Source organism: Pedobacter albus, from assembly GCF_036324255.1.
GTDB classification, from domain to species: Bacteria; Bacteroidota; Bacteroidia; order Sphingobacteriales; family Sphingobacteriaceae; genus Pedobacter; species Pedobacter albus.
The window spans coordinates 617,012-630,634 of record NZ_JAZDQT010000003.1 but is presented as its reverse complement, the minus strand read 5'-3'; the positions used below and the strand labels follow the sequence as shown (position 1 = coordinate 630,634).

At 45.3% G+C, this 13,623-nt stretch carries 13 protein-coding genes and 1 riboswitch; of the genes, 8 read left to right on the top strand and 5 right to left on the bottom strand.

What is annotated here, in order from left to right; all coding sequences use genetic code 11:
* Window positions 1-92: 92 nt before the first annotated feature.
* Entirely contained in the window at window positions 93-518 is a 426-nt protein-coding gene (locus tag VRU48_RS17905; protein ID WP_330109291.1) for an SRPBCC family protein, read from the bottom strand.
* A 134-nt stretch (window positions 519-652) separates the two neighbouring features.
* Complete coding sequence (locus VRU48_RS17900) at window positions 653-1,012, bottom strand: response regulator transcription factor (protein WP_330109290.1); 360 nt, start codon at window positions 1,010-1,012, stop codon at window positions 653-655.
* A 144-nt stretch (window positions 1,013-1,156) separates the two neighbouring features.
* Window positions 1,157-1,223, top strand: a riboswitch (Fluoride riboswitch).
* A 27-nt stretch (window positions 1,224-1,250) separates the two neighbouring features.
* Here VRU48_RS17900 and VRU48_RS17895 point away from each other — a divergent pair.
* Window positions 1,251-2,558: a voltage-gated chloride channel family protein gene (locus VRU48_RS17895; protein WP_330109289.1), complete on the top strand. Its 1,308-nt coding sequence runs from the start codon at window positions 1,251-1,253 to the stop codon at window positions 2,556-2,558.
* A 101-nt stretch (window positions 2,559-2,659) separates the two neighbouring features.
* Entirely contained in the window at window positions 2,660-3,277 is a 618-nt protein-coding gene (locus VRU48_RS17890) for a 2'-5' RNA ligase family protein (protein WP_330109288.1), read from the top strand.
* Between the two features lie 12 nt (window positions 3,278-3,289).
* Here VRU48_RS17890 and VRU48_RS17885 read toward each other — a convergent pair whose 3' ends face one another.
* On the bottom strand, window positions 3,290-4,186 hold the full coding sequence (locus VRU48_RS17885; protein ID WP_330109287.1) for a LysR family transcriptional regulator: 897 nt from the start codon (window positions 4,184-4,186) through the stop codon (window positions 3,290-3,292).
* Between the two features lie 97 nt (window positions 4,187-4,283).
* Here VRU48_RS17885 and VRU48_RS17880 point away from each other — a divergent pair, with 97 nt between their 5' ends.
* Together VRU48_RS17880 and VRU48_RS17875 are read left to right on the top strand one after the other, a co-directional pair.
* Complete coding sequence (locus tag VRU48_RS17880; RefSeq protein ID WP_330109286.1) at window positions 4,284-4,922, top strand: NAD(P)H-dependent oxidoreductase; 639 nt, start codon at window positions 4,284-4,286, stop codon at window positions 4,920-4,922.
* A complete protein-coding gene (locus VRU48_RS17875; RefSeq protein WP_330109285.1) occupies window positions 4,894-5,184 on the top strand; it encodes a putative quinol monooxygenase in 291 nt (96 codons plus the stop codon). Before VRU48_RS17880 ends, VRU48_RS17875 begins: the two co-directional genes overlap by 29 nt.
* An 80-nt stretch (window positions 5,185-5,264) precedes the next feature.
* On the opposite strand, the gene VRU48_RS17870 is transcribed toward VRU48_RS17875, so the two are convergent.
* On the bottom strand, window positions 5,265-5,564 hold the full coding sequence (locus VRU48_RS17870) for a Dabb family protein (protein WP_330109284.1): 300 nt from the start codon (window positions 5,562-5,564) through the stop codon (window positions 5,265-5,267).
* 144 nt (window positions 5,565-5,708) lie between these two features.
* Between VRU48_RS17870 and VRU48_RS17865 the strand changes: the two genes are divergently transcribed.
* From VRU48_RS17865 to VRU48_RS17850, 4 genes are all read left to right on the top strand, one after another.
* The gene (locus tag VRU48_RS17865) at window positions 5,709-7,367 is read left to right on the top strand and encodes a tetratricopeptide repeat protein (protein ID WP_330109283.1); all 1,659 of its coding nucleotides are present in this window, start codon (window positions 5,709-5,711) and stop codon (window positions 7,365-7,367) included.
* 251 nt (window positions 7,368-7,618) lie between these two features.
* Window positions 7,619-10,396 (top strand): TonB-dependent receptor, encoded by a 2,778-nt coding sequence (locus VRU48_RS17860; protein ID WP_330109282.1) that lies wholly within the window; start codon window positions 7,619-7,621, stop codon window positions 10,394-10,396.
* Window positions 10,397-10,425: 29 nt separating this feature from the next.
* Window positions 10,426-11,688, top strand: coding sequence for a right-handed parallel beta-helix repeat-containing protein (locus VRU48_RS17855; RefSeq protein WP_330109281.1), 1,263 nt, complete (start codon window positions 10,426-10,428; stop codon window positions 11,686-11,688).
* A 3-nt stretch (window positions 11,689-11,691) separates the two neighbouring features.
* The gene (locus VRU48_RS17850) at window positions 11,692-12,762 is read left to right on the top strand and encodes a phytase (protein ID WP_330109280.1); all 1,071 of its coding nucleotides are present in this window, start codon (window positions 11,692-11,694) and stop codon (window positions 12,760-12,762) included.
* Between the two features lie 62 nt (window positions 12,763-12,824).
* Here VRU48_RS17850 and VRU48_RS17845 read toward each other — a convergent pair whose 3' ends face one another.
* Window positions 12,825-13,511, bottom strand: coding sequence for a GNAT family N-acetyltransferase (locus VRU48_RS17845; RefSeq protein WP_330109279.1), 687 nt, complete (start codon window positions 13,509-13,511; stop codon window positions 12,825-12,827).
* Window positions 13,512-13,623 lie beyond the last annotated feature (112 nt).

The window sequence follows — 13,623 nt, the reverse complement described above, 5'->3', positions numbered from 1 at the left end:
TGCCATAAGTTTGTCTATCGTTTTAGGCAGTCTTAAAACCTTCCTCAGCCGTAAAACGGCCAAGGAAGCAATACTTTGTAGATGGCTAAAACTTAAAGCTGTTCTGTATATTTCTTAAAGTTGTCTAAAATGGCCTGCCAGCCACCTTGTTGCATTTCGACAGGGTTGGTATCTTCTGGATCGAATGTTTCGGTAACTTTGGTGCTCTCATCCAAATCTTCGAAAACAATTTTCACTTTGCGTCCATCTTCCATGGCATAAGCAATAAGCTGGTTTGGTTCTACCTCGCTATAAACGCCTCCGAAGTCGAAACTGAAACTACCATCTTTGGCAGCCATTGTTGTCTTAAACTTTCCATCTTTACGCAAGTCGTTTTCGGCGTAAGGCGCATGCCAATCGGGCGAGGCTTGGCACCATTGGGTAATGTGCGCCGGCTCGTTCCACGAATTCCAGACTTTTGCAATAGGCGCGTTGATTACAGCGCTAACAGTAATTGGGGTTTTGGTTGCAGTTTCCATGTTCAAATTATTTTAGTGTTTTTTAATCGTTGTTGGATAAAGCAAAGTTAAGGCAAGCGAGCAACACCAAACAAGGGCAAATCTGACAAATATAGGGTGGAAAACCACGCAAGGAGGCACCGAGATTAATCTAGCTATTCGAGGTAACGTTCTACGCGATGCTGAAAATCGTCGATATTGAAGGGTTTGCCGATAAAATCTTCGGCACAGGCATCTTTAGAAACCGTTTTTTTATCGGCATTGGCCGACATGATGATTACAGGCACCTGCGTAAACTTCTGGCTCGATTTCAGTTCCTTGCAAACTTCTATGCCGTTACCGTCGGGCAACATCACATCCAGCACAATCACATCCGGAACAGCCTGTTGCATCGCCAGATGAAAAGCCGCCACATTAGGGCAGATGGTCACATCGTAAGCTTCGTTGTTGAGGATGTAACCAATCAGCTCTCCTATATCTTCGTTATCTTCAACAACATATACCTGTTTTTTCATAGTGGATAACTGTAGTTCATAGCTATAACAAAACTAGTTCGCATGCGGTTTAAAAAAACTTAATCCAAAATCGACTAAACCAAGTACAACAAGGATTGCTTTTCAACATATTTATTTAAATTTCTCCTTGTAAGTTTATAAATTTGTAGCAAAGGAAATGGTGTCTTCCTAATTGAACCGCCCTAAAAAAGCTGATGACGCCTGGTTATGGATGTTAAAACATTTAATCAGGATTGTTATGCCCTTTAAAACAGAAAAGACCATCAGCAAAAAAACCAGTCTGCAATTTCGTTTATTCTTCAGAAAATACCCTACCGTGCCTTACTTGCTCAAATGGCTTTTCATTTGCGCCCTGATCGGCATCCTGGTCGGATCGGCTTCTGCTGGTTTTCTGCAATCGCTCAATTGGGTAACCACTTACCGCGAAAACCATATTTGGCTCATTGCACTGTTGCCTCTTGCAGGCCTGCTCATTGGCTTGCTTTATCATTATTATGGAAAGGATGTAGAGGCGGGCAATAACCTGCTCATCCAAACCTACCATCGGCCACAGCAAACCATTCCCTTTAAAATGGCGCCCTTTGTTTACCTGGGCACCTTGGCTACGCATTTGTTCGGAGGCTCTGCAGGCCGTGAAGGCACAGCCCTGCAAATGGCCGGAGCCTTAAGCGATCAGCTGAGCAAACCCTTTAAACTGAACGCAGGCGACAGGCAAACCTTATTGGTGGCTGCCGTAGCCGCGGGCTTTGGTTCTGTTTTCGGTACGCCTTTGGCCGGTGCTATTTTTGGCCTCGAGCTTTTTTTGATCGGCAAATTAAAATACGATACCATTTTTCCGGCATTTATGGCTGCCCTACTCGCCGACCTGACTACACAATTGTGGCAGGTGCACCATACTACTTACCAGATGGACCATATTCCGCACCTTGCCTTGTTGCCCATCGGCTATGCCCTGCTGGCCGGCTTGGCTTTTGGACTTTGTGCAGCGGGTTTTAGCAAACTGATGCATCTGGCAAGTGCTGTCTTTAAAAAATTCGTTAAATATCCGCCATTGAGGCCTGTTGTTGGAGGCCTTATGGTAGCCGTTGCCGTTTGGACCTTGGGCACTACCCAATACATTGGCCTAGGCATTCCTACCATCGTTAATGCTTTCGAGACTCCATTGGGTTTTGAGGTGTTTGCCCTTAAAATGGCCTTTACCATTGTAACACTAGCGGCAGGCTTTAAAGGAGGCGAAGTAACGCCACTGTTTTTTATTGGCGCTGCCTTGGGCAGTGCGCTTTCCTTTTGGTTGCCCCTACCTGTTGGCCTCATGGCCGGGATGGGTTTTGTGGCTGTATTTGCCGGCGCCACCAATACGCCTCTCGCTTGTACGGTAATGGCTATGGAGCTGTTCGGATCTGATTGTGGCGTTTATGTAGCGCTGGCTTGCGTAACCGCTTACCTCATTTCTGGCAATACAGGCATATACCGCGGTCAGGTCATTGGCGAGGCCAAGCATATCCGATACAAATTCTACAACAATAAGCGCCTAGAAGAACTCTAGGCCTCAGGCAAGACACTAGAAGGCAACAAATTAGCTGAAATTAAATTTGTTTTTTACTAAAAAATTTAGTAATTTAGTTTTCCAATCCTAATTTTTTTGCCATGGCTAAGAAAACCGCTTATGCATTTTACGAGCACCTGTTGCTGCTTTCTCCAGACCAGAAAGTAAATGCCGAAATTATGGACATTAAAACGGCCTACAGCAACGATTATGGGTTGGCCAGTGCCATCAAATCAAAACCACACATTACCTTGGCCAATTTTGGGCAGTTTGAAAGTATGGAACGGCCTATTGTTGAAGATTTTGAAAAACTGGCCAAGGCCATTCCGCCCACTACCATCAAGCTATCTGGTTTCGGGCAATTTAACTATCGGACCATTTATGTGAATGTGATCCAGAACAAGCCCATTGCCCAAGGGGTCAGTGCCATGAAACTGAGGCTGGGCAAAAAGCTGAATGCGCTGGATACCTTTAAGCCTTCGTTTAGCAATAACCTGCACCTGACCATTGCCCGCAACATGGCCGAACCCCAATTTAGGCAGGCTTGGGAAGAATGGGGAAAGAGGCGATATAATGCTTCTTTTGCCGCCAATGGCATGTTGCTGCTCAAACGCGAAATAGATCCGCTTACCTTTAGTCCCAAAGAAAGCTACCGATTGATCAAGTATTTTCCCTTTACTGGTAAGGAACAAGAGGCAGAACAGCTAGCTTTGTTTTAATCGCGTGCTGATTTAAGCCATTTCTTTTTCAAAGATCTCCTGTATTTGGGCCAGTTGATCGGCGTAGATGGTCTTGCTCCTGGTGCCAAAATGCAAAGTGTTTTCGATGGGTTTTTCGCCTTCCCAAACCACTTTCACCTGGCCGGCATCCAACTCTTTTTTGGAAAGAAAATCGGGAACCACCGCAAAGCCGCTCCTGCCGCTTAGGCAACGCAAAATAGAGCAGATATTAGGTACGATAAAGTTGGGCCTAAAATCGGGGCGCTTCTCAAAGTTCTGGTACCAAAAGCGTCGCAAGTGTTCCATATCTCCGGTTGTGCCATACCAGGTCTGTGTTTTTAGCCATTGTTGCGCCGCTGCCAAATCCTGATGGGCAATCAACTCTTCAAATACCTTCGTATCTGTTTCCTTGCCGGCCACCAGTACCAGTTTTTCCTTAAAGAAGGGCTTGTACACCAAATTCTTATAATCACCTTTTTGGGGTGTAATGATCATATCTAAAATACCATTGTCTAAATCGGCCAGCATTTCGGGGTACTCGCCAAATTTAATGATGACATTAAAATCCAAGGTAGGCAGGTAAGGTTCGAGGGTAAACTGAAAGGTTTCAAAGCACATGCCTATGCTTACGGTGGGAATATCTTTTTCCGTACTTTTTTTAAAATGTTCTTCCGCTTCCTGCAACTTGCCAATAGGCTCTAAAATAAAATTATACAGGATTTTGCCCCGCTCGGTAGGCACCATTTTTCTCGAGCTACGATCGAACAGTTTGTAGCCCACATAAGATTCGAGCGAACTCAGGTGCAAACTTACACCCGGCTGCGAAACATATAGCGATTCGGCCGCGCCGGTAAGTGAGCCTGTTTCGTAAATCGCTTTAAACGTGCGGTACCATTCTAGATTGACCATAATTTTATTTATTATAATTATGATACAAATATATAATTTATATTATTTTAATAGTAAATAAAGAGCCCTTAATTTTGTCTTATCAATAAGCAACAACATGGACTTTAAAAAAATATTCATCATTAATGGCGGTCAGGTTTTCGGACATTCAGGCGGTCGTTTCAATCAAACCCTTACCCATTTCAGCATCGATTTTTTAGGCAAACTGCCTGGCGTAAGCATTCGTTCGACCAACATTAACGACATTTATGACGCCGATAAAGAGGTAGAAAATTTTGTGTGGGCCGATCTGATCATCTACCATACCCCAATTTGGTGGTTCCAAGTGCCTAATGGCCTAAAAAAATACATAGACGAGGTATTTACCGCTGGCCATCAGAAAGGCATATACCATAGCGATGGCCGGTCGTCAATCAATCCGCAAATCAATTATGGTACCGGCGGCATGTTGCATGGCCGACATTACCTGGTAACCAGCAGCTGGAATGCGCCCGCAACCGCCTTTACGTTGCCCGGTGAATTTTTTAACGAAAAAAGCGTAGACGAGGGCGTGCTTTTCGGTTTCCACCGCATGAATGCCTTTGTGGGGATGAAACCTTTGCCAAGCTTCCATTTTCACGATGTAGAAAAGAATGCAGATATTGCGCGCGATTTAAAGGCCTACGAAAAACACCTCATCCAATTATTCAGCATCAAAAACAAACCCCATGAGCATCTATCTTACAGCATTGGTTAAAAGCAAACCCGGCAAGGCCGAAGAACTGAAAGCCGTTCTTCAAAACATGGTTGTCCATTCAAGACAAGAAACGGCCTGTATCCAATACGACCTGCACCAATCGACCGACGACGAAAACCTTTTCATTTTTCAGGAAGAATGGACCAGTGCCGAGGGTTTGGCAGCGCATAACCAGCAGGCTTACATTACCGGTTTTGCTACCGTGGCACCCGAACTAACGGAAAGCGCACCGGTGATCTACCTCACGCAAAAGCTAGGTTAAAAAGCATAAACGAAACAGGCCCCAACAATTAAGCTGGGGCCTGTTTTTATGGATTAATTTCGAAGGGCTTTTAGCTTGCGCTAGTTCTGCGCATCGTAAATGATGACCTTCTCAAAGAAAATACGGAACTCGTCTAAAAAGGCCTTGTGTACCGGATGTACCTGATAAACATCGTGCGCAGCCAAATCTTCAAAGAAAAGAACCAAGCTAAAGGTATAGGTGGTATCAACTACGGCTCTTTCTATCGGTGCAGGCGTGCCAATGTGGTAGTTTTTTACTACTTCGATATGTTCAAGCGTTTGCAGGCCCTTTAAAAAAGCGGCTTTTTGTTCGGTGCTGGTATCGGCTTTGAGCCAGAATAAAACGTGATGTGCAATCATGATTAAAATTTTTGGCCAATTTAGGCATTGTTATCTTTATATCCCATCGCCCCTAGCTAATTCATGGATGCAAATGAGGCAAACATTCATGATGCTGAGCGCCTAAAACACGAAATACACACTGCGAGGTAACATTGAGTTAACATGAAGTTGGTTTATTTGATGATTGTAAACCTGCTTTTCGTGCGTATGGCAAAAGTACCTTTGTTGTTTTGGCTAGTGATTGCCCTGCTTGGTGCCCCTCAACTTTCGTGGGCACAGTCTGCAGATTTGACAATCATTCCATCCCTCAGCCAAAAGCATCCCGATACTGCCCTGATCATCCTCAAAAAACTGCACGCCAAGGCATTGGCCGAAAACAATGAGCTGACCGAGGCCTTATGCCTGCAACAAATGGGCAAGGTTTGCTACAACCAAGGCCATTATGCACAGGCGCTCGAATTTTACCTGCATGCCGACAAGATATTTGTAGGCCACAACCAACGCGATTTGTTGGCCGCCAACCTGGGCGAAATGGGCGTGCTTTACTACTACAACAAACAGCTCGACAAATCGCGCGCGCAATACAACAAAGCCCTAGCCTTATACCAACAAACCGGAAATTTAAAAGGACAAGCCCAGATTTTAGGCAACATAGGCCACTTGTACGAGAAACGCCAACAATACGACAGCGCTTTTTATTACCAGCATTTGGCCCTCGAGAAGTACAAACAGACCAATTACAAGCAAGGCATTGCCAAGATTTACGAAAACCTGGGCAGCATTTACGAAGACCTGGCCAAATACGACTCGGCCCATGCCAGCTTTGCACATTCGCTCGAACTATACAAATTAGACCATAACGAAGTGGGCAGCATAGAAGTACTGAATAATTTAGGCGATATTTTAAGAAAAACAGGCCAATATGCCGCCAGTATCGTGCGTTCTAAACAGGCTTATGACCTCGCCCTGCAAAACGACAATATTTACCAACTGGCTTCGTGCAGCAAAGACCTGGGCAAGGCCTACGAGCTGATGAACCGTATGGACAGTGCCTATTATTATGCCGAACTGAGCCGGAAGTACTCGCTGGAAGTTTATTCTAAAGAAGCGGTTAACCAAACCTCATTTTTGCAGGTATTGTACGATATCAACAAAAAAAGCGACGAAATTGCCCGCCTCAACAACAGCCGAAAAGTAAACCGCATCATCAGTGTAGCCGTGGTTATTGTGGTCATCTTATTGATTATCCTCGGCATCGTTATTTTCAGTCGCCAGCGCCTAAAGCTCAAAGACCAAAAGGTTTTGGCCCGACAACGCGAAGTAGAACATGAACTGGTGCAGCTCGAGCTGAAAACCCAGCAACTGGAAGATGAAAACCTGAAACAGGAACTCGACATCAAGAGCAAGGAGCTTTCTACCCACACCCTCAACCTGATTAAGAACAATAAATTTCTCGAAGAACTGCGAAACAAGCTGCAACTTATGGTTAAAGACGATAAACGCGACCAGAAAAAGCAGATGCAGCAACTCATTAACCAGATTAACGACAGTTTTAACCACGAGCAATACTGGAAGGAATTTACCGCCGCCTTTGAAAAAGTTCACCAAAGTTTTTTCGACAAGCTCAAAGCCTACAGCAACGAATTAACCGCCGCCGACCTGCGCCTGGTTTCCTTGTTAAAGATCAATCTTGAATCGACGGATATTGCCATTTTGTTGGGCATTTCTACCGACAGTCTTCGGGTTTCGCGCTACCGTTTGAGAAAAAAACTAAACATTCCGCAAGGCGATAACCTGGCTGCTTTTATACAGGCCATCTGATATTTTTTAGCTGTTATTTTTCGGCCTTGTAACGCTTAACATTTGCTTAATGTAACGGTAATAAAATGATAACGGAGGTTTTATTAAAACACAATTAATTAAAAATCAGATATTTAACAAAATCTGTTGCTTTATGGTTTACGGTGTTTGTAACGCTGTTGCCTTTTTGTAACTCTCCAAATTTCACTCCTAGCCAATCGCCTTTACATCTTTGCGGCGTCATTTAAAATCCTTGACTTAACGCAAAGCAAATGAGCAAATTTTTAAAACTTCTTTTTCCCCTGTTATTCGTGGTTGGCATAGCTAATGCGGCCAAATTAAAAGGGCATGTTTACGACAAGCAAACCGGCGAAGCCATAGTTGGCGCAACCGTAGTGCTCGAAAATACCGGCAGGGCAACCACTACTGGCCTCGATGGTTCATTTGAGCTGAAAGACGTCAAACCAGGCAAAACCGTACTTCGGATCTCTTACCTTACCTACACCACCGTAAGCCAGGATATCAGCATTTTAAGCGAAGACAATCCGCATGTTAAAATCTACATGGAGCCAGCCTCTAAAATACTGGGCGAGGTAACCATTAAAGGCGTGGGCAACGGCAACAACGAAAACGAAGCCCGCAGGATAGAGCAAAACGCCAATCAGGTGATGAACATCGTTTCGGCCAAAGCCATAGAAATCTCGCCCGACTTGACCGTAGCCAACGTTATCCAAAGGGTATCGGGTATTTCGGTTGAACGCAACAGCAACGGCGATGGACAATACGCCATTTTGCGCGGCATGGACAAACGCTACAACTACACTTTGGTAAACGGCGTTAAAATTCCAAGTCCGGATAACAAATACCGTTACGTACCGCTTGATCTTTTTCCCTCAGATTTGTTAGACAGGCTCGAAGTTTACAAAACCCTAACCCCGAACCTGGAAGGCGATGCCATTGGCGGTGCGGTAAATATGGTAATGAAAAATGCACCAAACCACTTCCAAATTAACGCCAATTTAGCTACAGGCTATAACCAGCTGTTCTTTGATCGCAAGTTTACCAGCTTCAATTCGGCCAGCATCAGCAGCAAATCGCCATACGAACTGCAAGGCAGAACCTATAATGCTACCCAAGCTGATTTTAGCAAAGGAACACTCGATTATACGGCAAAAAATCCGGCACCGAACCTCATTGGTAGCCTTTCTATCGGTCAGCGCTTTTTAGACGGTAAATTGGGTGTAATTGTTGCCGGAAGCTATCAAAACACCTACCGTGGCAGCAACAGTACCTTCTACAATTCGGCGGTAACGGGTACTGATCAGTATGCAGTAATTACCAGCAAAGACTACCGTCAATATTCAGAGCAGCAAACCCGCTTGGGTCTGCATGGCAAGGTTGACTATATTTTTGATCCAAACAACAAAATCAGTCTTTACAATTTTTACGTTAACCTCAAAAACAAGCAGCTGCGCGAAGGCGTGAGCACCACTTACAATGGCGTTTACGATCCAAGCAATGGCAATGCAGAACTGGTGTACAATACCCGTAGTCGTTTAACGCAACAGGAAATCTACAACAGCACCTTGCATGGCGACCACAAATTCTTCGACAACAAATTCAAGGTGCAATGGTCGGCGGTATACTCATCAGCCCGAAACGAAGTGCCAGACAATACCACCATCAGCCTGAATGGCATCGAAAAGAATTTTGTAGCCAGTCGCTTAAGTTTGGTTAACACATCTCCGGTTAACCGTCGTTGGGAGCGCAACACCGACGAAGATAAAGCTGGTTACCTCGATTTAACCTATACAGCAACCATTGCAGGTACCAAAGTTGATTTTACCGCAGGTGGACTTTACCGCGACAAGCAAAGAAGCAGCTTCTTTAACAACTATACCCTTGCGCCTACCACAGCCAATGCCGGTTTGGTTTATGGCAAGGATTTCCAAAACTACACCGACCTCAACTTGGTGGTAAGCAACCCAACAGGTGCGGTAAGCAATCCCTTAACTTACGATGCGACAGAAAAAATCAGCGCGGGCTATGGCATGCTGAATTTTAGTATCAACCAATGGCAGGTAACCGGCGGCGCCAGGATTGAGCATACCAACCAAGGGTATCAGTTGTTGTTTCCGGCAGGAGAAAGCAAGCCAACAGGCAACCAATCTTATACTGATGTATTGCCAAGCTTGACCTTGAAATATCACCTCACCGAAAAAGCACAGCTACATGCTTCGTACTACAAGGCACTAAACCGCCCTGGATTTTACGAAATCGTACCGAGCAAGGTGGTTAATGAGGAATATCAGGAACGTGGCAATCCGAACCTGAAACGCGCTTTGGCCGATAATTTCGACTTGCGCTACGAATTGTTTCCGGGTGCCTCTGAGCAATTGTTGGTGGGCGCCTTTTACAAAAGCATCAAAAACCCAATCGAATATACTTTTCAGCCAGATGCTACCCGCGGACAAGACATCTACTACAGTCCGGGCAACTTTGGCAATGCCAAAAACTATGGTGCAGAGCTAGATTACATCAAATTTTTCCACAAAATTGGGGTTAAGGCCAACTATACCTACACGCATTCGAGAATTACCACGCCCAAAACTTCTCGTCAGCGAGATGCAGTTACCGGCGATATCAAAGCCGTATCGGTTGACCAATCGAGGCCATTGTATGGTCAGTCAGAACATATTGCCAACCTTTCGCTTTTGTACAAAGACACCAAAAAAGGCTGGGATGTGCAATTGGCAGGCGCTTACACCGGTCCGCGCATCAACACGGTATCGCAGTTCTTGAACAACGATCTTTGGCAACAAGGCTTTATCCAGATGGATCTTTCGGCCGAGAAGCGTTTCAAACGTGGCATCAGCGCCTTTATCAAAGCGGGCAACTTGCTCAACACGCCTACCAAGCTCTTCATCAAAGGCACCAATCCTGAGAACAACAAAATCAAGGAAGACTTGGTTAGCAACGGCCATACTTTAATCAGAAACGACAATTACGGTCAAAGCTACCTGATTGGCGTTCGCTATAAACTCAACTAATTGATTACAAACCATCAAATTTAAAAGCAATGAAATTTAAACAGATTTTTAACCTCTTCTTGCTGCTGGCCCTGGCCATTGCAGGTTGCGAAAAGGCAAATGTTGATGTAGATACCACACCCGGCAACGGATCGGCCATAGGCGAAGTTTCGGGAGTATGGGCCAAGGGAAGCACCCAGGTCATCAAAGGCGACATTGTCATTCCCGAAGGCAAAAGCCTCACCATTGAAGAAGGCGTAACCGTATTGATGGATACCATTGCCAAACCCGAAATCATTGTAAAGGGAAATCTTTACGCCTTGGGTACTGCCGAAAACCCCATCAAATTTACCGTTAACGAATTCTATAAAACCGCTGCCAAAAAATTCGGCAAGCTCTGGGGCGGCATTTTGGCTGCGCCAACCTGCGCCGAACTGGTGTTAGACCATACCATTATCGAATACGGCGGTTCTACCACATCCGATGCTTCTACTTCGGTAAAAATGGGCCTTTACAAAAACAAGGCTGGCGAAAACCTGCCTGCGCTTTGGTTCTCGAACGTAAAAGGCAAATTGATTGTGACAAACAGCATTTTCCGCAACCTGCAAGAAGACTGTACCTATATTGAGGGCGGCAAGATCATCTTCGCCAATAATGTATTCTATACCACAGGCGTAACAGGCGGCGAGGCTATGAACTTTAAATCGGGTTGTTTGGCCGATGTGGCCTACAATTTGGTTTACAGCACCAATACCAATGCACTCAAACTCTCTAACAGTGGCGACAGAACACCGCAGGCTTATATCATTGCCTACAACAATACCATGGTAAACACCGGCTGGCGCAGGCCTACTGCCAAAGGCGGTTCGGTTTGGCTAGAAAGCACCGTCCGTGCTGACCTGTACAACAACCTGTTTGCCAATACGCGTTTTGGTGTAAAAAGAGACCCTAAAAATCCGGAAGACAAGCGTTCGGTATACACCAACAACTGGTATTACGGCTATGACCAAACGACGGTAAACCAATTTCAGCCAGGCAGCAACGACATTGTTGCCGGCACCAACGATGTAATCGGCACCAAAGCCGGCGACAATGATCCGAAGTTCGTCAACTACCCGCTTAACAATTCGGTAAGCAACTCCGATTTCAATACCGCTTGGGATTTCCACCTGCAAGGAAACTCGCCTGCCCTGAACAAGGGAACTACCAATTTTACGCGTCACCATAAGGCAGGCCTTACCACTGCCAATGGCATTACTTATGTATCTCCAGAGCCTTCTACCTTTGTAGGTGCTTATGGCATTAAACTCTAACCAATGAATTTGAACAAACTGAACTGTACTGCATGGCTGGCTTTGCTGCTTTTGGCCGCCTGCAATGCCAACAACAATACCGATACGACCAACAGCATTAAGCCGGTTATCATTACCGAGCCTGTTAAATATGATACCGACGATCCTGCCATCTGGATCAACAAGGCCGATCCTTCGCAAAGCTTGATCATCGGAACCGATAAAGATGCAGACGGCGCGCTTTATGTTTTCGACCTGAAGGGCAAAATCATAGCCGATAAAGTAGTAAGGGGACTAAAAAGACCCAACAATGTTGATTTGGCCTACGGCCTGTTATTGAACGGCAAGCCTACCGATATTGCCATTGCGACCGAACGCATGACCCACAAGTTGCGCATCTTTTCGTTGCCCGATATGAAACCGGTAGACAAAGGTGGGATTGATGTTTTTATAGGTGAAACCGGTCCAGAATACCGCGATTTGATGGGCATTGCCATCTACACCAGCAAAGACGGCAAAATGTACGCCATTGTAGGTCGTAAGAATGGTCCAAAAACTGGTGGCTACCTTTGGCAATACCTGTTGGCAGATGATGGAACCGGCAATGTAAAGGCTACTTTAGTGCGCAAATTTGGCGAGTACAGTGGCAAAAAAGAAATCGAAGCCATTGCGGTAGACAACGAATTGGGTTATGTTTACTACTCAGACGAGCAAACCGGTGTTCGTCAATATTATGCCGACCCGGCCAAAGGCGACAAACAACTGGCTATTTTTGGCACTACGGGCTTTCAGGCCGACCATGAAGGCATTTCTATTTACAAACTGACCGATAGCATGGGCTACATCCTCGTATCTGACCAAGGCGCCAATCGTTTTCAGATTTTTAGCAGAGAGGGAACCAGCAAAAATCCTTTCGAGCATAAACTGCTCAAAATAGCCGATGTACAGGCACGCCAAAGCGATGGCTCTGAAGTGGTCAACATGCCATTGAACGACACCTTCAAGCATGGCTTGTTTGTGGCCATGAGCGACGACAAAACTTTCCACTATTACCGTTGGGAAGATATTGCCGGCAAAGAATTAAAGCTCCGCTAATCGACCGCATGATTTATTTGTTAAAAAAGCCGGGCTAATGCTCGGCTTTTTTTTATCTGTTGCTAATTGACTTCTTTCCTGATGACATAGGCGTACATATCGCCTCTGTTGCGAAAGCCCAGTTTTTCGTAGAGCTTAATGGCTCCGGCATTATCGTTTCTTACATGCAGGAAAGGGATTTCGCCTTTGACCAATATTCTTTTGATCTGTTCGCGGATGAGCTCATAGGCATAGCCTTTACCCAAATAATCGGGATGGGTACACACTGCGCTTACTTCGGTGTAAGGTGTGGGGTTAAAGCGATGTCCGGCCATGGCAACCAGTTTTTCGTTCTCGAAAATACCAGTGTAATTGCCCAATTCGATGGTGCGTTGCCTAAATGGTCCGGGCTTTGTCAGTTCTACCAAAGCCATCATCTCGGCTACGTGCTGCTGATTGAGATTGATTAAATCACTTTCGTTTCCCGCGGGAGCCTCCTTGGCTTCATAAACGAACTGGAACATATCGATATGGGCAATTACTTTCCATTTTTCATGGATGGTTAATTGCACGGGGCTAAAAACCACATAAGTACTTCCCGTTTCGCTCAGGTGGTATAATTCATCAAACTCTTGCTCGCTGTTGTGTTTTAGGCCGGCAAAAGAAGCGATATCCTCTTCATAAAACTTTACGTTTTCAGTTCCTTTTGCAAATTGGCCATGTGCCGAATTTAAGGCATGATAGATGGGATTGTCTAACAAATATTCCATAAGGTAAAGATACCAAAAAGCTGTGGTGACACCGCCCGTTTCTTGCTATAATGACCAGCAACAAACAGAATCCCTCCATCAAAACCCAGTCGATTTTAAGGCAGTCAGAAAA

Bases quoted from the DNA above. Each gene is read 5' to 3' on its own strand.
- VRU48_RS17905 (WP_330109291.1), bottom strand. From the start codon at position 518: ATGGAAACTGCAACCAAAACCCCAATTACTGTTAGCGCTGTAATCAAC.
- VRU48_RS17900 (WP_330109290.1), bottom strand. From the start codon at position 1,012: ATGAAAAAACAGGTATATGTTGTTGAAGATAACGAAGATATAGGAGAG.
- VRU48_RS17895 (WP_330109289.1), top strand. From the start codon at position 1,251: ATGCCCTTTAAAACAGAAAAGACCATCAGCAAAAAAACCAGTCTGCAA.
- VRU48_RS17890 (WP_330109288.1), top strand. From the start codon at position 2,660: ATGGCTAAGAAAACCGCTTATGCATTTTACGAGCACCTGTTGCTGCTT.
- VRU48_RS17885 (WP_330109287.1), bottom strand. From the start codon at position 4,186: ATGGTCAATCTAGAATGGTACCGCACGTTTAAAGCGATTTACGAAACA.
- VRU48_RS17880 (WP_330109286.1), top strand. From the start codon at position 4,284: ATGGACTTTAAAAAAATATTCATCATTAATGGCGGTCAGGTTTTCGGA.
- VRU48_RS17875 (WP_330109285.1), top strand. From the start codon at position 4,894: ATGAGCATCTATCTTACAGCATTGGTTAAAAGCAAACCCGGCAAGGCC.
- VRU48_RS17870 (WP_330109284.1), bottom strand. From the start codon at position 5,564: ATGATTGCACATCACGTTTTATTCTGGCTCAAAGCCGATACCAGCACC.
- VRU48_RS17865 (WP_330109283.1), top strand. From the start codon at position 5,709: ATGAAGTTGGTTTATTTGATGATTGTAAACCTGCTTTTCGTGCGTATG.
- VRU48_RS17860 (WP_330109282.1), top strand. From the start codon at position 7,619: ATGAGCAAATTTTTAAAACTTCTTTTTCCCCTGTTATTCGTGGTTGGC.
- VRU48_RS17855 (WP_330109281.1), top strand. From the start codon at position 10,426: ATGAAATTTAAACAGATTTTTAACCTCTTCTTGCTGCTGGCCCTGGCC.
- VRU48_RS17850 (WP_330109280.1), top strand. From the start codon at position 11,692: ATGAATTTGAACAAACTGAACTGTACTGCATGGCTGGCTTTGCTGCTT.
- VRU48_RS17845 (WP_330109279.1), bottom strand. From the start codon at position 13,511: ATGGAATATTTGTTAGACAATCCCATCTATCATGCCTTAAATTCGGCA.